The sequence below is a fragment of the Rhodococcus globerulus genome (genome assembly GCF_019334125.1).
Classification (GTDB): domain Bacteria; phylum Actinomycetota; class Actinomycetes; order Mycobacteriales; family Mycobacteriaceae; genus Rhodococcus_F; species Rhodococcus_F globerula.
Window position 1 is genome coordinate 4,079,787 of the sequence record NZ_CP079698.1, and the last position, 25,162, is coordinate 4,104,948.

At 61.0% G+C, this 25,162-nt stretch carries 21 protein-coding genes; 13 read left to right on the forward strand and 8 right to left on the reverse strand.

The genetic code is table 11. The features are described from left to right. The first annotated feature begins 57 nt into the window (after positions 1-57). The 7 genes from KYT97_RS18585 to KYT97_RS18615 all read left to right on the forward strand — a co-directional run bounded on the left by KYT97_RS18585 (position 58) and on the right by KYT97_RS18615 (position 8,281). Positions 58-891, forward strand: a complete 834-nt coding sequence (locus KYT97_RS18585) for an alpha/beta fold hydrolase (RefSeq protein WP_033233799.1) — start codon at positions 58-60, stop codon at positions 889-891. 135 nt (positions 892-1,026) lie between these two features. Next, entirely contained in the window at positions 1,027-1,287 is a 261-nt protein-coding gene (locus KYT97_RS18590; RefSeq protein ID WP_084702556.1) for a DDE-type integrase/transposase/recombinase, read from the forward strand. A gap of 595 nt (positions 1,288-1,882) precedes the next feature. Continuing rightward, on the forward strand, positions 1,883-3,124 hold the full coding sequence (locus KYT97_RS18595; RefSeq protein ID WP_172937169.1) for a M23 family metallopeptidase: 1,242 nt from the start codon (positions 1,883-1,885) through the stop codon (positions 3,122-3,124). Between the two features lie 11 nt (positions 3,125-3,135). Further along, positions 3,136-4,395 (forward strand): M23 family metallopeptidase, encoded by a 1,260-nt coding sequence (locus KYT97_RS18600; RefSeq protein ID WP_219110418.1) that lies wholly within the window; start codon positions 3,136-3,138, stop codon positions 4,393-4,395. Between the two features lie 109 nt (positions 4,396-4,504). Then, entirely contained in the window at positions 4,505-5,662 is a 1,158-nt protein-coding gene (locus KYT97_RS18605) for a serine hydrolase domain-containing protein (RefSeq protein WP_219110419.1), read from the forward strand. 444 nt (positions 5,663-6,106) lie between these two features. Continuing rightward, the gene (locus tag KYT97_RS18610) at positions 6,107-7,603 is read left to right on the forward strand and encodes a hypothetical protein (RefSeq protein WP_219110420.1); all 1,497 of its coding nucleotides are present in this window, start codon (positions 6,107-6,109) and stop codon (positions 7,601-7,603) included. 252 nt (positions 7,604-7,855) lie between these two features. Next, complete coding sequence (locus KYT97_RS18615; RefSeq protein WP_219110421.1) at positions 7,856-8,281, forward strand: acyl-CoA thioesterase; 426 nt, start codon at positions 7,856-7,858, stop codon at positions 8,279-8,281. A gap of 189 nt (positions 8,282-8,470) precedes the next feature. Here the strand turns inward: KYT97_RS18615 and KYT97_RS18620 are convergent, their stop codons facing one another. Together KYT97_RS18620 and KYT97_RS18625 are read right to left on the reverse strand one after the other, a co-directional pair. Further along, the gene (locus tag KYT97_RS18620) at positions 8,471-9,463 is read right to left on the reverse strand and encodes a phosphotriesterase family protein (RefSeq protein WP_219110422.1); all 993 of its coding nucleotides are present in this window, start codon (positions 9,461-9,463) and stop codon (positions 8,471-8,473) included. Positions 9,464-10,031: 568 nt separating this feature from the next. Beyond that, entirely contained in the window at positions 10,032-10,811 is a 780-nt protein-coding gene (locus KYT97_RS18625; RefSeq protein ID WP_095887476.1) for a GntR family transcriptional regulator, read from the reverse strand. Positions 10,812-11,282: 471 nt separating this feature from the next. Here KYT97_RS18625 and KYT97_RS18630 point away from each other — a divergent pair, with 471 nt between their 5' ends. From KYT97_RS18630 to KYT97_RS18640, 3 genes are all read left to right on the forward strand, one after another. Then, positions 11,283-12,833 carry an FAD-binding protein gene (locus KYT97_RS18630; RefSeq protein ID WP_257013273.1) on the forward strand — a complete coding sequence of 517 codons (1,551 nt, stop codon included), beginning with the start codon at positions 11,283-11,285 and terminating at the stop codon, positions 12,831-12,833. A gap of 309 nt (positions 12,834-13,142) precedes the next feature. Further along, positions 13,143-13,937 carry a thioesterase family protein gene (locus KYT97_RS18635; RefSeq protein ID WP_095887478.1) on the forward strand — a complete coding sequence of 265 codons (795 nt, stop codon included), beginning with the start codon at positions 13,143-13,145 and terminating at the stop codon, positions 13,935-13,937. A gap of 183 nt (positions 13,938-14,120) precedes the next feature. Next, complete coding sequence (locus KYT97_RS18640) at positions 14,121-14,570, forward strand: hypothetical protein (RefSeq protein ID WP_033237099.1); 450 nt, start codon at positions 14,121-14,123, stop codon at positions 14,568-14,570. 182 nt (positions 14,571-14,752) lie between these two features. On the opposite strand, the gene dnaB is transcribed toward KYT97_RS18640, so the two are convergent. From dnaB to rpsF, 5 genes are all read right to left on the reverse strand, one after another. Further along, positions 14,753-16,159: a replicative DNA helicase gene (gene dnaB / locus KYT97_RS18645; RefSeq protein WP_080711886.1), complete on the reverse strand. Its 1,407-nt coding sequence runs from the start codon at positions 16,157-16,159 to the stop codon at positions 14,753-14,755. Positions 16,160-16,651: 492 nt separating this feature from the next. Beyond that, positions 16,652-17,107 (reverse strand): 50S ribosomal protein L9, encoded by a 456-nt coding sequence (rplI, locus tag KYT97_RS18650; protein WP_033237098.1) that lies wholly within the window; start codon positions 17,105-17,107, stop codon positions 16,652-16,654. Positions 17,108-17,125: 18 nt separating this feature from the next. Then, the gene (gene rpsR / locus KYT97_RS18655; protein ID WP_003941245.1) at positions 17,126-17,368 is read right to left on the reverse strand and encodes a 30S ribosomal protein S18; all 243 of its coding nucleotides are present in this window, start codon (positions 17,366-17,368) and stop codon (positions 17,126-17,128) included. A 39-nt stretch (positions 17,369-17,407) separates the two neighbouring features. Continuing rightward, positions 17,408-17,932 (reverse strand): single-stranded DNA-binding protein, encoded by a 525-nt coding sequence (locus KYT97_RS18660; RefSeq protein WP_033237097.1) that lies wholly within the window; start codon positions 17,930-17,932, stop codon positions 17,408-17,410. 65 nt (positions 17,933-17,997) lie between these two features. Next, positions 17,998-18,285, reverse strand: a complete 288-nt coding sequence (gene rpsF / locus KYT97_RS18665) for a 30S ribosomal protein S6 (protein WP_003941237.1) — start codon at positions 18,283-18,285, stop codon at positions 17,998-18,000. Positions 18,286-18,486: 201 nt separating this feature from the next. Between rpsF and KYT97_RS18670 the strand changes: the two genes are divergently transcribed. From KYT97_RS18670 to KYT97_RS18680, 3 genes are read left to right on the forward strand one after another with little or no spacing between them, the layout of a single operon-like run. Beyond that, positions 18,487-19,824 carry a glycosyltransferase family 87 protein gene (locus KYT97_RS18670; RefSeq protein WP_219110423.1) on the forward strand — a complete coding sequence of 446 codons (1,338 nt, stop codon included), beginning with the start codon at positions 18,487-18,489 and terminating at the stop codon, positions 19,822-19,824. Continuing rightward, complete coding sequence (locus KYT97_RS18675; protein ID WP_033237096.1) at positions 19,821-20,405, forward strand: GNAT family N-acetyltransferase; 585 nt, start codon at positions 19,821-19,823, stop codon at positions 20,403-20,405. The genes KYT97_RS18670 and KYT97_RS18675 overlap by 4 nt, the downstream gene beginning before the upstream one ends. A 47-nt stretch (positions 20,406-20,452) precedes the next feature. Beyond that, entirely contained in the window at positions 20,453-21,205 is a 753-nt protein-coding gene (locus tag KYT97_RS18680; protein ID WP_141485251.1) for a DUF4190 domain-containing protein, read from the forward strand. 7 nt (positions 21,206-21,212) lie between these two features. Here the strand turns inward: KYT97_RS18680 and KYT97_RS18685 are convergent, their stop codons facing one another. Further along, a complete protein-coding gene (locus KYT97_RS18685; protein WP_219110424.1) occupies positions 21,213-25,058 on the reverse strand; it encodes an nSTAND1 domain-containing NTPase in 3,846 nt (1,281 codons plus the stop codon). Positions 25,059-25,162 lie beyond the last annotated feature (104 nt).

Consider the following 25,162-nt stretch of genomic DNA (forward strand, 5'->3'; position numbering starts at 1 on the left):
CCAGCGCGGACCCCACCAGCAGAGCTCCACCACAACCACATCACGGAAGAAGATCTCATGACCACCTGGAAAGACGTGCCGACCAGCAGCATCAACGTGGACGGAGTACGTTACGTCTACCGCGAACTCGGAGCCAACTCCGAAGTACCAGTGGTCTTCCTGCACCATTTCGCCGCAGTCCTCGACGACTGGGATCCCCGCGTCATCGACGGCATCGCCGCTCAGCACCGCGTCATCGCCTTCGACAACAGAGGCGTCGGCGGCACCAACTCCAAGGTGCCAGCCGACCTCGAGCAGATGGGCGCCGACGCTATCGCCTTCATCCGGGCGCTCGGCCACGAGAAAGTCGACCTCTTCGGCTTCTCCGTGGGCGGAGCCGTAGCTCAGATGATCGCCCTACAGGCACCCGACCTCGTACGCCGCATGGTCGTTGCCGGAACGGGACCACGCGGCGGCGGCGGAATCTGGAAGATGCCGTTCATTGTCGGCGGCGCCTACGCCAAGGCGGCGCTGGCCCGCAAGGACGCCCGCCACTTCCTCTTCTTCCCCCGCAACGCGGAGGGCAAGAAAGCCGCAAACGCCTACTTCGACCGCCTCGCCGAACGAACCACCGACCGCGACAAGCCGATCTCGAACCAGGCCCGCATCGCGCAGCTCCGAGCCATCACCACCGGCGGACTCCACGCACCGGACGACCTCTCGAAGATCACCGCGCCGGTCTTCGTCGCCAACGGCGACAACGACCTCATGGTCGCCAGCGAGCACTCCGAGGACCTGGCCAGGCGCCTGCCCAACTCCAAAATCACGATCTACCCCAACTCAGGGCACGGCGGCATCTTCCAGTACCACGAGACCTTCGTCCCCGAAGTCCTGAAGTTCCTAGCCGACTGACGAAATCCAACCCTGGGAACAGCTCGCCCCTCACGGTGAGCTGTTCCCGGTTTTCCGAGAACAGCCAAGGAGCCAGCTCGATTTTCAGCCAATCTGTTCTCCTCGAAGATTCTGCCCGCAAGTACCCCGAATACGATGCCGCCAACTGAGCACCGGCAGAACAAATATTTGACCAATCGGTGCGAGAACTCCCATCAACTGACCCGGCAACGCGAACGCACCATGAAAGGGTTTCGCACTCTCAGCTCAGCCCAACGATTCCTCGCCGTTTTCAGCCGGATCTCCCAACACTTCCACTCGCCCCGTCACCGTATGACCGCCACCGACCACCGCACCGAGATAGCCGCTCGATTCCAAATATGGAATCAGGCTACCGAACTGAACGTCGCTGCTTGACCGATCGCTCCGGGTGATTGCCTGCTATTCCCGAAAACTGCTGCATCCCAAACAACTTGACAGCGCCTGTTTGACAGCGCATTTCGCCGGGGTCGGCGTCGGGCAGCCCCGCTGCGATTGAACGTCCAGCTCTGAGGGAAACGGAAGGCGATTGTGTGCGAATGACGAACTTGCTCAGTGTAATTCTTCAAGCCTAGGTGTCGCTGGAGAAGCCGAAAGCAGCTGCTGCTCTCTGGATCGCCAATTTCTCGTACTACCCCACTGCAGCCGAGGGTGAAACGTAGGGTGAAGCGGAGGGTGAAATATTCCAGTCCGGAAACACGCATTTCTTTGTGAAAGGCCCTGCAACGACGTTGATTACCTGGTCACGTGTGTGCGAGCGAGCTTGGGTGGCCTCGACTACATGTGCGGCTCTCCAGCCGTGCAATTTCGAGATTCGAAATTCATTGATGAAACTGGCAATTCGTGCATATGCTCGAACAATACGTCGACCCGGCATATCTGATTCCGCTCTCGGGTTCATGACGACGAATGGATCTGAAACTGACTGATTTACGGCGGCGAGGAATTGCCTATTCATAAAAGGACACCATCCATGCGTAGAGCTTCACTAGTCCTCGTTGCATGTGCCGCGCTACTTGCGGCTTGCTCGTCAGCTGCCGATTCCACCAAATCGTCGGCGACATCGACCGTCGACCCCCGCGGTGGCATCCCGCCCGGCTACCCGCTTGATGCCGATGTGATGGCGCCACTTGTCATTACGGCACTAGGGCCGGATCCGATTCCGGTTACCGGTACAGACGGCAAAGTTCATGTGGCCTATGAAATTTCGGTACTCAACTTGTCGCCGCGGCCCGCGACCATCACTGAGATCGACACACTGGCCGGTGGGCCGGACGGCGAGGTAGTAGCGAGCCTGACGAAAGACGAGGTGCTGGCCCGTACCTTCCCGTCGGCAAATTTCGAAGCGGCGCCGGTTACCGACATCCCCGTCGGGCGCACTGTTGTGTTGGTACTCGATGGGGTCTACGACACTCCCGCGGACGTACCGGCTGAGGTGACCCATCGGCTGGTCACCTCGTATGGCCCCTTCATCACACAGGATTCCGGCCTCAATGCGAGATATCCGGACACCGTGACTCAGATCGGTGGAGCGGTCAAGACAAGTGCACGTTCGCCAGTGACCATCGGGCCACCCCTCGCAGGTGACGGTTGGGTGGCGGCCAACGGCTGTTGCGTGATCACATCGCACCGTGGAGCGATGATGGCGGTGGGCGGACGGATCAACGGGACCGAACGTTATGCCGTCGACTGGATGCGTATCGATATGAACAACCCGGTTCTCAGTTCCAGCGACGGTGACGGCTCGAAGAACGAGGACTACTTCGCTTACGACGCACCGCTGTTGGCGGTGGCCGACGGCACCGTTGTGTCAGTTGTGTCTGACAAGAAGGACGAGCCGCCGCATCAAGTCAACCAAAGTCTGACGTTCGATCAACTCGGTGGCAACTACGTGATCATCGACATTGGCGGCGGCAATTACGCCTTCTATGCGCACATGATCCCTGGATCGGCGTCGGTAAAGGTCGGAGACAAGGTTTCCCGCGGCCAGGTAATCGGAGACTTGGGCAACTCGGGCAACACCACGGAGGTTCACTTGCACTTCCATGTCTCTCGGGCTCCGGCGCCTTTGTCCAGCGACAACGTGCCCTACGAGATCGACCGCTTCACATTCGTGGGCTCGACGGCCACAGATTCCCTCGTGAAGGGACCGGACGCGGGAGAGCGAACCGATCAGCTCCCGCTCAATTCGGACGTCATCAATTTCCCCAAGTAAGGACACCGACAATGCGAAGGGCCCCAATAGTTCTCGTTGCATGCGCAGCCCTGCTGGCGGCATGTTCATCTATCGATTCCACCGACTCGACGACAGCTTCGACACCGACCGTCGATCCTCGCGGCGGGGTTCCGCCGGGGTATCCCCTCGACAAAGATGTGGCGACGCCGTTGGTGATCAACACTCTCGGACCGGATCCGATTCCGGTCACCGGCACCGACGGGAAAGTTCATGTGGCCTACGAGATCCAGCTGCTCAACGTCACACCTCGCCCGGTGACGATCACGCAGGTCGAGACCCTCGCCGACGGGCCTGACGGCAAGGTCGTCACCACCGCAGGACAAGCAGAGGTGGCAGCACGGACTCTCCAGTTCCCGCCGACGTCCGGCGACATAGCCGCGGGTCGCACGGTAGTGCTCCTTCTCGATGACGTCTACGACAGCCGCGACGATGTTCCGGCCGAAGTGACACACCGCATCAGCGCCACGCTCGGCGCGGCGACGCCTGGATCGGAAGCACACGGCGCGTTGTACCCGGACAGCACTACCCAGATCGGCGGGACGGTTCGTACAAGTAGGGCCTCGCCCGTCGTCATCGGGCCGCCGGTTGCCGGTGATGGGTGGATTGCCGACAACAGCTGTTGCGTGATAAATGCGCACCGGGGCGTAGTGATGGCGTTGGGCGGCAGGATGAACGGCGCCGAGCGCTATGCCATCGACTGGATGCAAACCAATGAGGGCGACGCAATCGCTGTCGGCGACGGAACCCGAAACGAGGATTACTCCGGATACGGCGCCGAGTTGTTGGCAGTTGCCGACGGCAAGGTCGTGACCGTGGTGTCGGACATGCCGGATGTTCCGCCCAAGATCCTTCCGGAGGGCGTCGCCGTTGATCAGTTGGCCGGAAACTACGTCATTATCGACATCGGTGACGGGAACTTCGCCTTCTACGCACACATGATCCCGGGTAGCGCGTCGGTAAAGGTCGGTGACACCGTCACCCGAGGGCAGGTAATCGGCAAACTCGGCAACTCAGGGAACACGACTGCGCCGCACCTCCACTTTCACGTGTCCCGAGCGCCGCTACCCCTGTCGGGTGACAACGTCCCATACGAGATCGACCGGTTCACATTCGTCGGAGCTGTAGGCGTGGAGGCTTCTTCTACCGGCGAAGGCATTTTCGTCAATGTCTCGGAGGGTCCCGATGCCGGAGAGCGCAAGAATCAGCTCCCTCTGTATTCCACCATCGTCGACTTTCCGCCCGCTGCCTGATGCTCCGAGCATGCACTGCAACAGACGCTTTCGTGACGGGGCCGAATGCCGGTGAACGAACCAACCAACTTCCGCTCAACGACGACGTCGTCAACTTCAGGGAGATGCCATGAAACTCGCAGCCACGACACTCGCGATTGTGATGGTGACGCTGACAGCCTGCGCGAGCGGAGAAGCCAGCCAAACCGATTCGACATCAACGGAATTCGATTCTGCACAAACCTCGCTCGAGTCCGCGGTACTACCCGTCATCAACGAGCAGATGGAGGAAATGGGGATACCTGGATTGGTTGCCATTGTCGCCAGTCCCGATCGAGGCACCTACAAAGTTGCGGCAGGCGTCGCAAATATCGACACGAACGAACCTATGAAGGTGGAGAACCACTTTCGAATCGGGAGTATCAGTAAGACACTGACCGCGACGGTGGTCCTGCAGCTCGCCCAAGAGGGCAAGCTCGGACTCGATGATGCACTGGCACCCTACTTTCCGACGCTTGATACCAACGGTGCCACCATCAGGCAAGCACTCAACATGACGTCGGGCATCCCCACCTATACACCCGACCAATTCTTGAATGATCTTGCGAACAATCCTGCACGAGTGTGGAGTCCGGAGGAACTCCTCGCTACCACGGTCGGTCAACCGGCCGAGTTTGCGCCAGGGGCAGGCTGGGATTATTCGAACACCAACTACGTGATGCTCGCCCTTATCGCCGAACAGCATGGCCGTGCCTCACTTGGCGCCCTCGTGCAGGATCGCATCTTCAGCCCTTTGCAGATGACCGGCTGTTCGATGCCCGCCCAGGCGGATTCGACGCTTCCCGCCCCGTATAGCCGCAGCTATCAATACGGCACTGAGTGGGACAACCCGAGCCCGCCGGCACCGAAACCGGATTTGATCGATGTGACGAACTCCAATCCCTCCTGGGGATTCGGTGCGGGCGAAGCCATTTGCACTGCCGACGATATGGCGATCTGGGGCCGCGCTCTCGTTGCCGGGGATCTCTTGGATCCCGAAATGCAAGAAGAACGACTCGACTTCGTCACCGGCGGCGCGATGCCCTACGGACTGGGCATCGCGAAGCTCAACGGACTCACCGGGCACCAGGGCCATATGAGCGGCTACCAAACCCAAACGACGCGTCGGGAATCAGACGGCACGATCATCGTTGTCCTGACAAACATCACGCAGGCACCGGACGGGGAGTTGCCGGCGACAAAGATCTCGGAGCTGATCTCGCGGGCGATTCCGTTGCAGGACAAGTAGTTCCCAGACACCAACAGCTGCCGTCCAGAACGACACAAGGCTGTCCTGGGACCCGTTATCCACGCGCTTGAAAGCCTTGTCGATCGGATTCGCGTAGTACCCCGAAGGCAGTTTCACGACTGGCCAGCCACCCAGTTTGAAAATCAACTCCGCCAGCTCGTAGCTGCCCTCAACTTCGATGGCGATCTCGCCGAGAAAGACGTCGACGTCAGCCACCGAATCCGGTGCGAAGCTCAACGGTCTACCCGTGTTCGTCTGCACGGAGAACGAAGCCGCGTCAGCCAGATTGCTCATATGCTCGACGACCGGGAGAAAGGGCAGCGCCAGCGGTCTCCCATATACGGCCAAGTCATGGCACAAGGCTACTGGGGCAATTATGTCGCCAGTCATTACGCGCCGATTGACGCTGGGTACTGTTGACGCTATGACTTCACCGAAAGGCGCATGAGCCGCCACCGCACGCTCGCCGTGCAGATCGAAGGACTCGCCATCGAAGATGGGGAGATACCGCCACCGAAGATCGGCATGGTGCTCGACTTCCCACTTCACTTCACGGAACTCCCGGCCGAGAACATCGACGCCGTAACGATTCGTGCGGTCCTCATAGCCGATGGGCATCCCCCGATCTTCCAGCACACGGGGGAGGATTCACCGCACCGCTGGGAATGGAGCGGGGTGCTACGCGGTGACGGGTGGGAGGCGTCGTGGCGAGGATTTCACCCGCGCTCCGGCCACGTAGAGCTGACCGGCCGCTTCTACGGAACGCTGAGTCACCAGATCACTTCACGAGTGCGTGGCCGTGTGACCCGGGTCCAGTTGCTCAGCTTGCGATACCGGCGAGAACCCGACAGTCACGGGTGGGCGATCGTGCCAGGACACCGCTCACTGCGCGAGGTCACCGAATCACCACGGTTCTTCGACACCGACGTGTTCATGCGCGACGACGTATACGAGGTGGATCGCGAAAGCGGGGCATGGATCGAACTCGACCTCGACGACGTCCCACCCCACCCCGTTCGGCCGCAATTCGTTCCGGGTGATGTGAGTGCGGCGGGAGACGTGCTGTGGACGGTCGACAGTGGACTCCCAATCGTGGCCAGTATCGACTCCGAACATGTTGCCACCGAACATGTCCTACCCGGGCCGACCGGAGTCTCACGGCACGTGTGGGCCACCCCGGGCGGGTGCTGGGTGGCCGGTACAGACGGAACCTATCGATGCACAACAGGATTCGAACCTTGCCGCGTCAGCGACGTCCCGGTACACGCCGGTGCTGTCGTCGGGGAAATCTTGCTGGCCTGCTCACCGGGCGGACGGTGGTGGTTGCACACACCGGGGGCGGATCCGATTGCAGTGAAGGCTCCGGACGAGTACGTCAACAGTATTGCTGTAGAGGGTGATTCGTTTCTCGCACTACTCGAGGCGAGAGTATCCGATCGAGAATCGAGCAGACGGCTGATGCGGGTTACCACTGCTGGTGACGTCACCACAGGGCCCGTCCTGTCATCGGTTCCAGGCCCGCGTCGGCAGCGTCTCTTCCTCGCTGGATCCCCGCTGCGGCTGTTCAATCACGGTACGGCGTCGACGATCCTTCCCGACCTGTCACTGGGCGACGAGTACGATCTCGGTTGGGAACCGTTCCACGTCAAGCAGGTTGGCACCTATGTCTGTACGGTGGCTCATCCATCGAGCGACGCCTCTCCAATCGGACAGCGGCCGGGTGACTGTGATCCGACACGACGGTATCGACTGCTCACGCTCCTGGATGCCGCCACCCTCGAACCGGTGAAAAGCGCACCGATCTTCGCAATCCGACCGGCAATCACGGTCGACGCAACGGGCACAGTGTGGATCATCGCCGACGGCTTGCAGTCCCTTCCTGAGCAATCCATGCAGTGGCCGAATCCGCTGGATGTCGCGGCGCTACTCGACCACCCGTAGCGGCAATATTTCCACATCGGTGAAGGTGTCCGATCCGGACCCTAGCCGGCGTGTGTGGGTAATTCTGCACACAAGTCGTTCCCGGATGGCGGGGTGCGCCTCCCTGAGAGTGCTTGGGTGCATTCCGGCGCACTGATCTAGCGGACGTTGATCGGATCACGGCTCGCGAAGCCTGGCTGGGCAAGTCTCCACCAGAAGCCATCCGCCCTGCGACAATGACAACCTCACCACGAGCCGAGGAGATTTCCACCGATGACCGCCCGCACCTACACCTCACATGTCATCGTCCGGTGGTCCGACATGGACATCTTCAAACACGTCAACCACGCCCGCATGGTGACGCTCCTCGAGGAAGCCCGCATCGACTCTCTGCTCTCCGCCGGCCCCGAGATCGCGCACCTTTTCGAGACGTCCGTCGTCGCCGGGATCGAGGTCCGGTACCGCACCCCGCTCAAGCACTCCGACAGCCCACTCTCGGTCACCATGTGGATCGAGAAGCTCCGCGCCGTCGATGTCACCCTCCGCTACGAGGTTCGTTCCGCACACGCCGCGCCGGACTCGAAGCCCGCGGTCACCGCCACAACCCAACTCGCGTTCGCCGACCCTGACGCCGGTACGCTGCGTCGCCTGTCCGCGGACGAGCGGGCCGCGCTCTCAGCGTGGACCACCGAAGACTGACCCACGCATCGGCGTTGAGCCCGGTTGCGAATCGCACGAGGCACGCCCAGACAATGACTTTCAGCGACATCGACGACACCACCGCATCGTCGCCGCTCAGGTGATCTCAACAACTTGACGGTGCCGCGTCGATACTTCCGGGCTGACGTAGCGTCTTCGCCCAGAAGTACGGCGGCGCGAGAACTCACTCTAGTAAGTGCTGACGTTCTCGAAGTAGCGGCGGGGAACGTCGAACAACATCGCCGTGATCTGCTCCTCGGTGACGCCTTGCTCACGCACGTACGGGAGGACCTCCTTTTCGATATGCAGGTAGTCGAACCCAGGCATCATGTCCTTGAGCGCAGGGTCCATCCAGTCGAAGAAGCAGTTCGCGTCGTGCGAGAGCACCATCTGCTCGGCGTACCCCCGTCGACACATCTCGACCAGCGTGTCCGCCCGCTCTTCGAAAGAGACATTGACGTTGAGACCGAATCGATCCATTCCTAGTATGAATCCGCTCTCCGCCAGTTCAGTCAAATGATCTAGATCCGTGCTATCGCCACTGTGGCCCAACACAATCCGCTCGGGCTTGACGCCTTCCTCGTCACACATCACTCGCTTGACGTCGACGGCCGTCTCACTCTCCGGATGAGTGTGCACCGTAATCGGGGCGCCGGTCAGGTGGTGCGCCTTCGCCACTGCGCGCATTACCCGTTCCACACCCGGCCTGAGTCCTTCAGCATCGATCGCACACTTGAGCAATGCGGCACGGACTCCGGTGTCGGCAATGCCCACGGTGATGTCCTTGACGAAAAGATCGACCATCGGGTCAGGAACCTCCGCGCCCATCACTGCATTGAGTGCCGGCCCCCGATGTTGGAAGTAGAACGGGACGTCGGTGAAGGTGTAGCAGCCAGTGGCTACCACAATGTTCAACTCGGGTACCTGTTCGGCGATACGCTGGACCCGCGGTATGTAACGGCCCAGTCCCACCACTGTTGGATCTACAATTGTCTGCACACCTTGCGCCGCCAGGGCCCGCAACTTCGCGACCGCGTCCGCGACGCGATCGTCTTCGTCTCCCCATTCCTCTGGAAAGTTCTGTTGCATCTCGGTATTGAGAATGAAGATGTGCTCGTGCATATAGGTTCGTCCGAGCGCGGACGTATCAATCGAACCTCGAACGGTCTCAACCTGTGCCATTTCTGACTCCTCATCGGGGAATTACGCCGCACCTATTCATTTCAAGTGCAGGATTGAATACTTGTGCATGTGTTTGTTTCACCGGAGACAAGGCGAAGGAACGCAGACTTCGTCCAGACCTGGAAGCAAAATGCGGGTTACGCTGTGCCGGAGTAGTTTTCACATTCTTGTGCTATCGAGACGGCAGATCCAACAGGAAGGGCCCGGCAGCAACGAGTCGGGCACATCCGATCCGTAACTACAACCACCGCGCATACATGGACAGCAGCATCAGTCTCCATGAACTAGTACATAACGAGCCGAAACACCGCCATTCGCACAGACACTGGCGATCCGTCTGCGTCATGATTACGATCCAACGCACACCAGGGTGTCCCAGGTCTCACTCAGTGAGAACATGCCGCTAGGCCAGCCGGTCCGAGCATCAACCAACTGCCTTGAACGCTCTTGCCGGGGGCGCGCCCGAACGCCACCGTCGAGGTTGGTGACCACCAGGTCGCACGACGCCTCAGCTGGCACCCCGCGACGACGGCCGGTCTCAGCACGGCCATCGCACACACTTAGGCAGTCACTGGATTCGGTTCGGTCTTTCGCCTCGTTCAGGGACAGCTGTCCTGTCGAAAGTCGCTGCGCCCCGCACGGAATGGGAAACGACCCGCAAGCGGTCAGGTCGTGCATGGGCAATCGCGTAGTTGAAGACTCGCCCCGACATGTCTCGGATGGTTTGTTCCAACAACAGCAAGGGCGCCCCCTCGGTGGTTCTCAATACCGACGCCAGAGTTTCATCTGAGAGCACCGCACTGACCGTGAAATCGGACCCACCGATTTTCACTCCGGCACTCGAGAGGTAGGCATACCAGTCGACAACGAAGGGAGTGTCAATCAATCGCTGCGCTTCCGGGAACAACACGTAGTTGGTGGCTGCGGCGTCTACGTCTCCACTGATCGTGCCCGCCGCGTAGTCCACGCGCAAACATGGTGTTCCTGTTGGCACCTCGAGCGCCCTCGATGCAGCACCGGGCGCTGAGATCACTGTGCTCTCGAACGATGTCAGCCGCAATCTCTCATTGAAGAGACTGTCGCTCTTCGATTCTGCAGTGTCTTGAATGTCCTCGAGACGCCTGTGCGCGGTAGGGGCGACCACGTGCGTGCCCACGCCCTGAGTCCGCGCGATCAACCCTTCGTCCCGAAGGAGCGTCAGAACTTCGCGGACGATCCCCCGACTCACCGAATAGGAACCTACGAGTTCGCGCTCGCCCGGAAGGATGCCGTCAACGAAATCTCCACGCAGCACCGCGGCCCGGAGAAGATCCCTAGTTCGTCGAACCGAATCAGGTCTTGCCTTCATCCAACCTACCTCGCGCTCCAACTCTGACGAGTCTCGACGAAGTTTAGTACAGATTTTCAATTATATTGTTGCCCCGCATATTACGCCGTTAATGTATTTTTCATAACGCTGCGAGCTGGTCTTTTGATTCTCGGTTTCGCCGATACGCCGATACTGTTCGACACAGCGCGCGAGATGTTCATATTCCGCTTCGGAGTTCGCTTGTCGCAATAGGTGTGATCACCTATTGTCGGCGTGAGGCGCTGCAGGAAGTGAACCCATCGGCCGAGAATTTTGACTGCGACACAACGGTTTCCGAGAGATATTCTCTATAGAGTTTTGGCGGGGTTGCCATGGCATGCAATTCATCTTCTTGTATGAACTCTTCTGCGACGGTTTCCCAACCGATGCGCTGAGACGCTCCTCGCCTGTCGACACAACACCCGGGGCGTTGGCCCTCTTCCATCAAAATCAGTATCAATCGAAAGGACAGTGACGATGGTCAACTGGAACGAAGAATGCGACGTGTTGATAGCGGGTTCGGGTGGCGGAGGCCTCACCGGCGCATATACCGCGGCGAGAGAAGGACTCGAGGTGATCTTGGTCGAGTCCACCGACAAGTTCGGGGGCACCACCGCCTACTCCGGCGGGGGCGGTGTGTGGTTCCCATGCAACCCGGTCCTGCAGCGTGCCGGCACCGACGACACGATCGAAGACGCGCTCGAGTACTACCACGCGGTAGTTGGCGACCGCACCCCGCGCGAATTGCAGGACACGTACGTCCGGGGTGGAGCACCGCTGATCGAATACCTCGAACAGGATGAGAACCTCGAGTTCGAAATGCGGCCGTGGCCTGATTATTTCGGTAAAGCGCCGAAGGCCCGACTCGACGGCCAGCGACACATCGTCCCGACGCCGATTCCGGCAGTAGAGGTGGGAGACCTCCGCGCGTCGATGCGAGGACCTCTCGACACGGAACGTCTTGGGGCTCCGCTACCCGACGTGCTGGTCGGGGCCCAGTCGCTCATCGGTCGACTCCTCAAAGCAATTGCGAAGTATCCGAACGCCGACCTGCGGTTGAACACACCACTTGTCGAGCTCGTAGTCGAGGAGGGTGTTGTCGTCGGCGCAATTGTCGATCACCACGGCGAGTGCCGCGCGATCCGGGCCAGCAAAGGCGTGTTGCTCGCGGCCGGCGGCTTCGAGGGCAACGATGAGCTTCGCCTGAAATACGGTGTGCCCGGCACCGCCCGCGACACCGTGAGCCCCCGGGGCAACCTCGGCGGGGCACACCAGGCTGGAATGGCAGTCGGTGCCGACATCGACCTGATGAGTGAAGCCTGGTGGGCTCCGGGGATGACTCATCCGGACGGCCGCTCGGTGTTTGCGCTGTGGTTCACCGGCGGCATCTTTGTCAATCAGGACGGCAAGCGGTTCGTCAACGAGTCGTCGGCCTACGACCGCCTCGGCCGTGATGTCATCGACCAGATGGAGGATGGCTCGGTCACTCTGCCGTACTGGATGATCTACGACAACAAGGAGGGCGAGCGTCCACCGGTTCGGGCCACCAACGTCTCCACGGTCGAGACCGAGAAGTACGAGGCGGCCGGCCTGTGGCACACAGCTGACACCCTCGAGGAATTGGCCGAGAAGATCGGTGTGCCAGCCGATCATCTGGTCGCAACAGTTGCCCGGTTCAATGCAATGGTCGCCAAGGGTGTCGATGAAGACTTCGGCCGCGGCGACGAGGCCTACGACCGTGCGTTCACGAATGGTGAATCACCCTTGGTGGCAATCGACAGCGGCCCATATCACGCAGCCACCTTCGGCATCTCCGACCTCGGCACGAAGGGAGGGCTGCGGACCGACACCGCAGCGCGGGTACTCGACACCGCCGGCAATCCGATTCGGGGCCTCTACGCGGCAGGCAACACGATGGCCGCACCCAGCGGCACCGTCTATCCCGGCGGCGGAAACCCGATCGGAACCAGCATGCTCTTCAGTCACCTCGCCGCTCTCGACATGGTCGGCCGTCAAGCTTGAGAACGGATCCCTCCGCCAACTGAACCATTTCGAATGAGAACGCGCTGGGGCCGCAGACGTCGCGGCCCCAGCGATCTGCGAACGAAACCTGCGCCGCATGATCACAGGAGCGTCGACAGCACGGTCAGCACGCATGGCGAGGCCGGCGAGCCTGTGGTGGGTGTTCACGCTGAAAGCGTTGTCTCATAACACTGTTCAGCCTTCCTGGAATCGGTATCGCAAACCGATATTCACCCAGAATAAACTAGAACATGTTACGTTTCGAAATATTCGAGCAGACGAGATGAACTGAAAAGGAAGTCGGCAACGATGGTCAGTTTCTTCACCAAACGCGGGGAGCTACTCATAGCGGAGCAGTTGGCGGTCAGCGCCTGGGCACCGACCCAGGTCGGCGGTCATGCCGTATGTGGTTTACTCGCTCGCCAGCTCGAGACTCACTGCCCGACCGGCTTCGTTCCGGCCCGGCTGACAGTGGACTTGTTCAAGCCGGTCTCGACTGCCCCGATCGAGGTACGCAGCGAGGTTGTCCGCCAAGGCACGCGAATCACCGCCGCGGATGCTTTCATCGTGCAGGACGAGCAAGTGCGGGCACGAGCCTCGGTGGTGTTCCTGACTACTGGATCGGAGCCGGCCGGTCGTGTGTGGAGTCCGGTACTGGACCTTCCGGTGCCTCCGGAAGGATGCGTTTCGCCGCTGGGGTCGCCGCCGCTGTTCAAGAGTAGCGACCGTGAGTGGACACACGATTTTGCAGCGAACCAGAATGGCGACCGCAAAAATGCGTGGCACAGCCTGCCTGCGCTCGTGGACGGGGAACCGATCTCGCCGTTCCAACGCGCCGCGGTGCTCGGTGACACCGCAAACCTCATATGCCATTGGGGATCCGAGGGTGCCGGGTACATCAATGCGGACATGACCCTCACGTTGTCGCGACTGCCTCTCGGTTACGAACTGGGTCTTCGCGCAGACAATGCTGTTGCCTCCGAGGGAATTTCGATCGGTACTGCCACCCTCTACGACAGGAAAGGCCCGCTCGGCACCTGCGTGGTCACTGCACTGTCCAACGCTCGTCGGCAGATCGACTTCGCTGCTTTTTCTCCACTTTAAGAGGTCATCGTCCACCAACGTGGTGGAGGTCCGACGCACTCGGCAGCAACGCACACCGCCAATTTTCCAGCGGGGCAGCAGCAGTTGTGTCGAGATGCAGCGAAGATTAGCGAAACGTTAGAGGTCCCGGCGCCGGTGATCTAGGGTGATCATCGTTCTATCCGCTCGTGACGGGGGAAATACGTGTTCGGCTTCTATGTGACGGCGCTGTTCGTCAGCGGAATCGGCGTGATCGTTTTGGCGCTGGTGACCTCCGAGCTGCACCCCGGCCGCCGCGTTGTCAACGGTCTCATCGGCACCGCGTTCCTGAGCTACGGCATCTACCTGGCCGTGTTCTTCCACAGCGGCGAGTACACAATCTTCCTCTGGGTCTTCATCCTCCCGTTCATCTTGCTGGGCCAGGCGATGCACACCGTCGAGGTCGGGGCGCCTCCCGGGGCGCGTCGCCCCGACCTCGACGCCGACCTCGACGCCGACCTCGTCGACCCCGCCCCGGCACCGGCTCCGGCTCGTACCGCCGCCACCCGCGAACGCATGGCCGCGGCCAAGTCTGCCCAACTCGAGGCCCTTCGCGCCAAGCATGCCGCCAAGAGCGATGAGTTCGACGATCACGCGCCGTCTACGCCTGCCTGACGAGAGGCATAGCGGCGGCAACGAAACCATCAATGGTTTGCTCCGCCAATATCTTCCCCGCCACCTCGACCTACCGCGCGGTCCGACGCACATACTTTGACGAACTTCGGCGACTCGCCCAAGACCCGTCAAAGTAGCGGGGCGTGTCTCGCTAATCTTCGCTGCATCTCGACAGGCAGTTGCTAGCCTCGCGCCATGTCCACGAACTTGGACAGGTGAAGTTGGTGCGCCACAGTGATTGTGGCGGTCGGACCGTTACGGTGCTTACCGAGAATCAGGTCGGCTTCACCACCGCGAGGATCGTCGCGCTCAGTCGCATCAGGGCGGTACAACAAGATGACCATATCGGCATCCTGCTCCAGCGAGCCCGATTCACGAAGGTCGGCAACCTGGGGGCGCTTGTCGGTTCGCTGCTCAGGACCACGGTTGAGCTGACAGATTGCGACAACCGGAACTTCGAGCTCCTTCGCCAAAAGCTTTAGGCTACGGGAGAATTCGGAAACTTCCTGCTGACGCGATTCGACCTTTTTACCCGAGCTCATCAGCTGCAGGTAGTCGATGACGATCAGGCGAATATCGTGTTTCTGCTTGAGCCGCCGAGCTTTTGCGCGAATCTCCATCATCGTGAGGTTGGGGGAGTCGTCGATGAAGAGCGGCGCCTCACTGATCTCACTCATACGACGTGCGAGCTTGGTCCAGTCGTCGTCGGTCATCTTGCCGGAGCGCATGTCACCGAGCTTGATCTTCGCTTCTGCGGACAGCAGACGCATCACGATCTCGGTTTTGCTCATTTCCAGTGAGAACATGACGCTGGCCATGCCGTGGGTGATGGAGCAGGAACGCAAAAAATCCATTCCTAGGGTGGATTTCCCGACTCCAGGTCTAGCCGCGACGATGATCATCTGACCAGCGTGAAGACCGTTGGTGATTTCGTCGAGATCCTTGAACCCGGTAGGCACGCCGAGGGAAATGCCGCCTCGGCTGGCGATGGAGTCGATTTCATCCATCGTCGGCTGGAGGAGTTCGGTGAGGGGCACGAAGTCCTCGGTGGTACGACGCTCGGTCACCTCGAAGATTTCGGCCTGCGCGCGGTCGACAACCTCGGCGACATCCTGGCCGTCGGTGCCGGCGTAGCCGTATTGAACGATCCGGGTGCCGGCGTCGACGAGGCGTCGTAGCACTGATTTCTCGGCCACGATCTCGGCATAGTAGGCGGCATTGGCAGCGGTGGGCACGGTCTGGGTGAGAGTCACCAGATACGAAGCGCCACCGATTTTGCGGAGCTCACCGCGACGGTCCAGTTCAGCCGAGACGGTCACCGGGTCGGCAGGCTCGCCGCGGCTGTAGAGGTCCAGGATCACGTCGTAGACGGACTGATGGGCCGGCCGGTAGAAGTCGCCCGGCCGCAGGACCTCGAGGACGTCAGCGATGGCGTCCTTGCTCAGCAGCATGCCGCCGAGGACGGACTGCTCGGCAACCATGTCCTGGGGTGGTTGGCGGCCGAATTCCTGATCAGGCTCGGACTCGGGAGGCCCCGGGTAATCCTGTCCGGAGTAGTCGGAAGGTCCTCGATCATCCACAACAGCCATCAGAGAGACCTTCCCGTAAAACATTCGATGACACTGCGAGAAAAACGCAGGGCCCTCACTATTTGTACCTGCGCCCACCGACATCGTGCTGGTGGAAAATCACCGGTCGGTAGATAGACGCCGAGACGACGTTAGGGACTTGCCAGCCCACAAACAAACGGGCCTGTGGATGAATCTGTGGAGTAATTGTGGAAACTCCTGAAAAACTGTGTGCACCATCTGGGGATAACCTGGGGACAACTTTTGGTGTTTCCCATAAAACCCCAGCTAGATGTGCATGTGCAATTTCACACACCTGTTGATGAAAAAACTATCTCGACAGTCGGCGCGTCGGCGTGTCGGGCGTGTTGCGGAGCCCAAATGATCACGGATCAACAAGTTGAACGTCACACTGTGACAGTTATCCCCAACCCCGGATCGAGTCGCTATGTGCACAAAAAGGTCGAGCCCCACACACCGAAGTGTGCGGGGCTCGCCAAGAGAACGAATCGACTATGCGCCGACGACGTTCAGGTTGAACTTGGCAACCACATCGGGATGCAGGTTCACGGACACGGCATGCTTGCCCGTGTTCTTGATGTGAGCCTTCGGCAACGCGATGGTGCGCTTGTCGATAACCGGTCCACCGGCAGCCTTGATCGCAGCAGCGACGTCAGCAGCGGTAACGGAACCGAAGAGCTTGCCCGAACCACCAGCGGTCTTGACCGACAGCGTTACGGACTCGAGTCCCTCGATAGCGGCCTTGAGCTCCTTGGCGTGGTCCAGGCCGCGCACTGCGCGCAGTTCCTGTGCACGACGGATTCCTTCGACCTGCTTCTCGGCGCCACGAGTAGCGACGATTGCCAGCCGGCGGGGGAGCAGGTAGTTACGGCCGTAGCCGTCCTTGACCTCGACGGTGTCGCCAGGCGCACCGAGGTTGTCCACGTCAGCGGTGAGGATGAGCTTCATGTTCTTTCCTCCCTTTCCTTAGCGAGCCACGGTGGCGTAAGGCAGCAGTGCTACCTCACGTGAGTTCTTGACGGCAATGGCAACGTCGCGCTGGTGCTGGACGCAATTGCCGGTGACACGACGAGCACGGATCTTTCCGCGGTCGCTGACGTACTTACGCAGCAACGTCGTGTCCTTGTAGTTGATCTGCGTGTTCTTCTCTTTGCAGAAGGTGCAGACCTTCTTCTTCATAACCTTGTCGCGCAAGGGCGGCTTCGGCATGTCTTTGCTCTTTTCTGGATGTCCCTGATCAGGTACGGATCAGAAAGGCGGTTCGTCGTTGCCGCCGCCACCGAAGGAGCCCGAAGCCGGAGGGGCACTGCCCCACGGATCGTCTCCACCGGAAGGTGCAGCGCTCGGACGTCCGCCGCCCGACCCGCCGGAGGAACCTCCGAAGTTGCCGCCGCCACCGCCGCCGCCACGGTTGGCCTTGTTGACCTTTGCCGTGGCGTACTTCAGTGAAGGACCGATTTCATCAACTTCGAGCTCGACGACAGTTCGCTTTTCGCCCTCACGAGTTTCGTACGAACGCTGCTTGAGCCGGCCGCTCACGATTACTCGTGAGCCACGGGTCAAGCTCTCCGCGACGTTCTCGGCTGCTTCGCGCCAGATGTTGCAACGCATGAACAGCGCATCGCCGTCTTTCCATTCGTTGGAATTACGGTCGAAGGTGCGGGGTGTGGAAGCAACCGTGAAGTTTGCCACCGCAGCACCCGCCGGGGTGAAACGAAGCTCAGGATCAGCCGTCAGGTTTCCGATGACGGTGATGATGGTGTCGCCAGCCATGTGGTTCCTCCTGCTTTTGATGTAAGTCTGTTGGGTGCGAGGTTAGAGTTCGCTACCGACAGAAATCACTTGTTGTGGCGCAGAACCTTCGTGCGCAGAACCGACTCGTTCAGACCGAGCTGACGATCGAGCTCAGCAACGGTGGCGGGAGTGGCGTTGATGTCGATCACCGCGTAGATACCTTCAGCATGCTTCAGGATCTCGTAGGCGAGACGACGCTTACCCCAGACATCGACCTTGTCGATCGTGCCGCCGTGCTGGCGCACAACATTGAGGAACGTATCCAGCGAAGGAGCGACAGTGCGCTCGTCCAGGCTGGGGTCAAGGATGACCATCAATTCGTAATGACGCATAAGACCTCATCACCTCCTGTGGACTAAGTGAAAACGGCCACGGACTATCCGTGGCAGGAGGGTCGTTGCGTCAGCAACCCTCGTAGGTTACACGAGGTGCCCCTGACCAGCGAAATCGCGTCCCCGATCACAGGAAACGCCCAGAGCGCTTACGGGCGCTCGTCGAACCGTCTTGCAGCGCGAGCCCCTAGGGTGGGCTTCATGCGAACGGACCGGAAAACCTCGGCGTCGATCCTGACGCTTGTCGTCGGTCTCTGCGGGCTGGCCATGACCCTGGGCTACTTCAACAAGGCACGGTGCGCCGGCGCGCCCTTTGCGCCGGACGGCCGGAGCCTTGCCTTCGATGTCGATAAGAACGTCCGTGTCTGTTACTCCGACATCCAGCTTCTGTGGCTCGGACGCGGCATCGACCAACACCTCTTTCCGTTTGTCACCGGCGGCATCACGCCAGAAGGTTTCCTCTACGGCGGAACCGTCGAGTATCCGGTGCTCAGCGGAATCCTGATGTGGCTGGGCGGAATCGGATCCCACAACGATGCCGAGTTCCTGCTACATTCCGCGTTGATCCTGGCCCCGTTCGGCTTGCTGACGGCGTGGATGCTTGGCCGGATGAGCGGCGCGTACGCGTTGATCTGGTCGGCCACCCCGCCACTGGTGTTGTACGCGTTCCACAACTGGGAGCTGCCCGTCGTTGCAACCAGCGTCGGCGCGATCTTCGTGATGACGTTCGAGCGCATACCTTTTCGGACGCGGGCGATACTGGCGTCGATCATCCTGGCCATCGGTTTCTGCCTGAAGTTGTATCCGGGAATCTTTGTTCTTCCGCTTCTCGCGTATGTCCTGACACGCGGCCGAGACGGCAAGAAGTACGACGTACGCGGCGCGCTGATGACGGCTGGTGCCGCGGTGGCGACGGTGGTTCTCGTCAACCTTCCGTTTGCCCTCATCTCGTACGACGGTTGGCGTGCGTCCTTCAGTTTCCAGGAGAAGCGCAGCGCCGACATCACCACCAATTCGCTGTGGTTCTGGGGTCTTCGACCGTTCTACGGCTTCGGTGTACGCGAACTCAACGCGGACTACGACGCATTGGTGAGCATCCTGTCCCCTCTGATGATCCTGTTGTCGTTCGCGTTGGCGATGTATCTGGGCTGGCGACGCTTTGTGCGCGACGGTTATTTCCCGTGGATCGCGGTGAGCGCGTCAATGTTGTGCGGATTCATCTTGCTGCACAAGGTGAATTCGCCGCAGTACACCTTGTGGCTGCTGCCGTTCCTGGTGCTGTTTCAGATCCGATGGTTCTGGATCGCCGCGTATCTCGTGGCCGATGCCGCATTGGGAATCGGCATCTTCCGCTACTTCTACCAACTCGACATGAACCTCGATCCGAGCAAGTACGAAGCCGTCGTGCAGGCCAGCGTGTGGGGTCATGTGGTGTTGCTGGCCGTGTTCTTCTTCCTGTTCTTGCGGGTACCGCTGCGCTATCCGCTCGCCGGGACGGCTGTCGAGAAAACCCCACCGATACCGGAGCTCAGCAGATGACCGAAAGCTGGTTTCAATCACCGACATTGACCGGCACGCATGTCCGGCTCGAACCGTTGGTCCGTGAGCACGCCGACGCACTGATTGCCGCGTCGGACGATCCGAGCATCTTCCGCTGGACAGCCGCCCCGATCAACACTCACGCAGAGGCGGTCGCCTACATCGAGGCGGCCGAATCGAATCCGGATCGGGTAGCGTTCGCCCAGATCGACACGCGCACCGACGCCGTAGTGGGCAGCACCTCGCTGTATCAAATCGCCCCGGCGTATCGCAGTCTTGCGATCGGGTACACGTGGCTGTCGAAGTCCGCTCAGGGAACTCGGATCAATCCGGAGGCAAAACTTCTCCTGCTGCGTCGGGCATTCGACGATCTCGGCGCCGTCCGCGTCGAATGGCACACGGACGAGTTCAACGAACAATCCCGGGCCGCCATCGCCAAGCTGGGCGCGCAGTACGAGGGCTTGCTCCGCAAGCACCGCCAGCGAACGGATGGCAGTTGGCGCACCACCGCCCTCTTTTCCATGACGGACGAGGATTGGCCGACGATCGCACCGCAGTTGGAGCGACGCGTCCGCAGCTAACCAACCGCCTGCGCGGTTTGCCTGACTTCGTACCGCAAAATCAGTGCATGAGCGAACCGGGCCCGTACGGATACCAGCAGCAGTACCCACAACAGAACTGGCAGCAACCGCAGCCAACGAACGTCTTGGCGGTCCTGGCGCTGGTATTCGCGTTCCTCTTTGCCCCACTGGGAATCGTGTTCGGCCACATCGCGCGCAGTCAGATCAAACGGACCGGTGAGCAGGGCGACGGCTTGGCACTCGCCGGCCTGATCCTCGGTTACATCTTCACCGCGATCGGCATACTCTTCTTCATCGCGTGGATCGCCTTCTGGGGACTGTTCGCGACCGCTGTCACGGAGGCTGCTGACGACGCCCGGTCGAATACCTACAGCTACACCACCGCGCAGTCGTACGCAGCGACCACGGCACCCCGGACCACAACGGTTCCACAAACAACCACCGCGCCCCGGGTAACCACGACGGTGTCCGGCCCCCTTCCCACCGTCACCGGGACGGACCGGCAAGGTTTCATCTCGAACGGTCCCCGCTGCAATGCGTCCAACCCCGCCGTTGCTGTTGCGATCACTACCGGTTCACGAGTCGTCGTCTGTGAAACCGGTGTCGGCCGCTACTACTACAAGGGTGAAAGACTCAGTGACGGAGCAACAATCGAGATCGACGATCCGATCCGTACCAGGGAAGGCTTTGCCGCCCGCAACGACGACGTCACCTACCAACTCAGCCCCAATGGATTACTTGTCCTGGACGGCGGAAGTGAACTGGGCAGCGAACCGGCCGTCGAGGTCTGGTTGAACTGAGAGGCTTCTAGGCCTCGCACAGATCTCGGTACGGCACACCGGGGAGGTATCGCTCCCATTCGGCCTCGGTGATGAGAGTTCCGGCGGTACTGCATATCCGCGCGGAGACAGCATCCGGATCGGTGCCCCACACGCGAATTGTCTTCTCGGTGCCACTACCCGCAATCAGGTCGGCCGCACCCGCGAATTGTGCATCGTTGACTCGCACGGGTTGCGCCGTCAACACTGCAAACCGCTCGGGGTCCTGCGGCGCCGTGATGTCCCACAACCACACCGTGCCATCACCCACGCCGGCCGAGAGCAACTCACCTGCCCGATTGAAGGACACTGAGTAGATCGCCGATTCGGGACCGACCATTCGTGCGAGTTGCCTTGGTTCCGAAGGATTCTCGACATTCCACAACTGCACACTGTGGTCCGCACTACCGGTCGCCATGAGCGTACCGTCCGGACTGAACATCACCGCCTGGGCATAACTTTCGAAACCGCCGACACTGGCAACAATCCGCGGAGCAGCTCGATCGGATATGTCCCACAGATCGACCTCGTTCTTGGCGTTGGCAACGGCCAGCGTGGTGTCACCCGGCCGGAACGCCATCATCTGCGGGTACGACCCGGCATCGGTCCTCGACAGAAGCTCGGGCGCCGCAGGATCGGAGACGTCGACCAAGGCAAAGACGTTGTCATCCTGTGACGACACCGCCAACAGCGTTCCCGACGGGTCGAGTGCAACAACGGCCACGATGCCATCGACGTACTCCTGCCGGTCACTGGCGAGTCTCGGCGTCGTCGGATCGCTGATGTCCCACAAATACGCTCCACCCGTACCTGTTCCGGCCACCGCCAGCCGGCCATCTGCCGATATCGCCGACGCCCCGGTGAACCTGTCCTCACCGCGGGGTGTCATCTCGGGCATCAACACCGGATTGTCGAAATCCTCGGTGTTCCACGCCAGCAACGCACTACCCTTGGCGCCGACGCCAGCCAGAAGTCGCGAACCGTCACCGGCAAAAGGACTGGTGTAGATGGTGTCTCGTGCTCCCGCCCACACTGGCCCCGGCATCGACCACACGCGTGTCACCCCGTTGAGTCCGCCGGTGACCAGAATCTGCCCGTCCTCGCTGTAGTCGACCGTGGTGATGGCGCCGGAATCCGGCAGTACCTCGATCAGCGCTGCTGTACGCGGATCCCACACTCGCACGGTGTTGTCGGAACTACCTGCAGCAAAACGGGTTCCGTCGTTGCTGTAGTTGATTTCGTTGACGTAGCTGGAAAACCCGGTGAGCGCAGCCAATGGGCGCGGGCGAGCCGGATCTGCCATGTCCCAGCGCACCACTTCTCGCGCCGTAGATCCCGCAGCAAATTCCCGCCCGTCGGCGCTGAACGCAACACCCAGATAGTGATTGGTGGTGCCGTCGGGTTCGGTTGCAAAAATCGGTGGCGCAGCGGGATTGTCCCACTGCGTCACATCCCACACCCGCAGAGTGCTCTGGCGCCCACCGGCCACGAGCAAACGGCCGTCGGGACTGAACGTGGCAGTGACGGTTCCCGAAGCCGGATGCGGAAGCGGCTGCAGTGCAACCGCGTCGGCGGTGTCGTCGATGTTCCATCGCAACACGTCCGGCGTCGACGTGCCGGCAATCAACTTGGTTCCGTCCGGACTGAATTCCATGTCCTGCACCACGTGATCCGCGTCGACGAACAGTGTTCCGCGCACCGGGTTGGCCGGGTCCGACACATCCCACAGCGCGCCGCCGCCTGCTCCACCGGTCGACAGCAAACGCCCGTCCGGACTGAACGACGCCGCAAACAGAGCCGTCCCTTCCGCCACCCCGAAGAATTCCGACACCGGCGTTACCGACGCGGCACCCTCGACTATCGGATACAGGCGGACCATTCCGTCGGAACTTGCCACGGCCACAATGGTTCCCGCGGGATTGATTCGAGCTTTCATGGCACCGGGCGGGCCGACGATGCGCGTCGCCGCATGCACACCCGACGCGTCGAGCAGCGCCGAGCGGGCTTCCGTGGTCTCGCTGACGTCATACGCGGCCAATGCAAGCTGCGCCGCCAACGACGGATCCTTGGCGCGCATCCGCGTCGCCTCGGTGGCAACCTGGCGGGACATCGCTTCGTCACGGGCCGTATCTGCCTCGGCGCGTTGATGATTGGCACTGAACCCGGCGACCATCGCGACCACGGCCAGCACCAAAGCGATCACCGACGCGGCAGCCAGCGCCGAGACAAGCCGTCGTAGCACGCGGGTCCGTCGCCGATCTGCACTTTCCTGCTGATCCCGATGCGCGATACTTGCGGCGAGAAATTCTCGCTCGGTCGCGTTGAGATCGGCGATGCGGGTCTCGCTTGGTTCCAGTTCGAGGCCCAATTCACCGGTACGTAGCCATTCTTCGGTCAGATGTAGGCGGGCAGCCCCGAGCAAAGCACCGGGGTCGCGGCCACTGTCTTCCCACACCTGCGCCGCATAGGTGAATCGGCGATGGACCGCCAGACCGGCGCGATCCGAATCGATCCAATCGCGCAGCCGACTCCACGCCGACAGCAATACCTCATGCGAAACCTCGACGGTCTCCTCGTCCACAGTCAACAGACGCCTCAGCGCAAAAAGGTCGATGACGGTATTGACGTCGCCGAAGTTGTCGCCGAGAAAAAGCTCGGTACGGGGAGCTCGTCGACGCGTCTGCGTGACCTCGTCGACGTTGACCAACCGGAGGAAGATCCTGCGCGCCAACTTCTGCTGCTTCTCGGTCAGCTCGCCGTACACTTCCTCGGCGCTCTGCTGAACTGCACCCGCGATGCCGTCGGTTGCGTAGTAGTCGGACACCGTCAGGGTCTTACGCGTGGAGCGCTGCCAGGTTCCCAGCAGTGCGTGGGACAGGAGGGGGAGTGCCCCCGGGTCACTTGCCGTGTGCGAACCGCGCGGCGTCAGCTCACCGACCAGAACCTGAACCAGCTCACTCTGAACCGTCATCCCGGCCTTCACTGCCGGCTCGACGATCACGTCACGCAACTGCTCCTCGGTGAGCGGACCGACCACCATCGGCGAATCGTCGAGCAACGGAAGCAGCAACGGCTCCTCGGCCGCAAGCCCGTAGAAATCGGCCCGCATCCCGATCACGACGATCGTGGTCTCACCCAGATCAGCGAGCGCCCGAAGGAATTCCTCGCGACGATCACGATCGCGCTGCGTCCACAGTTCCTCGAACTGATCGACGATCAGGACCGCGGGAGTGTCGCCGATCGACGACGGAATGTCCTGCGAACCCGGGTGCAGAACCTCCACGTGCCAACCGTCGAACCGCGGATCGCGGTCGGCAATCTTCGGAGCCAAACCGGCCCGCAGCAACGACGACTTACCGGAGCCAGACGCTCCGATGACCATGAACTGACGGCTGCCCTCACCCCGCGTCGCCGCCGCGACTCGTTCCACCAGAGCAGTGGTGAGTTCACCTCGCCCGAAGAACCACTCGGCGTCCTCCTGACGGAAGGATTCGAGTCCGCGATACGGAACGACGGTGTCGCCGCGGCGGCGGGCAGTCAGTTGCCGCACGCGCTGGACCGCGCTGATCCAGCTCTCCTGTTGCTCGCCCGAATCGACTCCGCATGCTTTCAACAGCGCAACGAACTTCGGCATGCTGTTCGGTGTCGGAAGGTGCTGCCCGGAAAACCACCCGGCCACGGTTCCGTGGAGACCGCCTGACCGTTCGACGGCGTCGCGGACTGTCAGCCCCGCGGACTTCCGCAACGCAGTTAGCGATTCAGCAAACTGCCCCCGCGACTCGATATTTGCGGGATCGACATGATTTTCGGTGCCGGATTCCGCCTTCGAGTTCATAGCGAGGCACTTTATCCGACCAGGTCAGAGAATCGCGCGTTGTATGGACTGTGTATTGATCGCGCCTTCGACCGGAATTTCGAGCGAACGCCTGGACATACTGA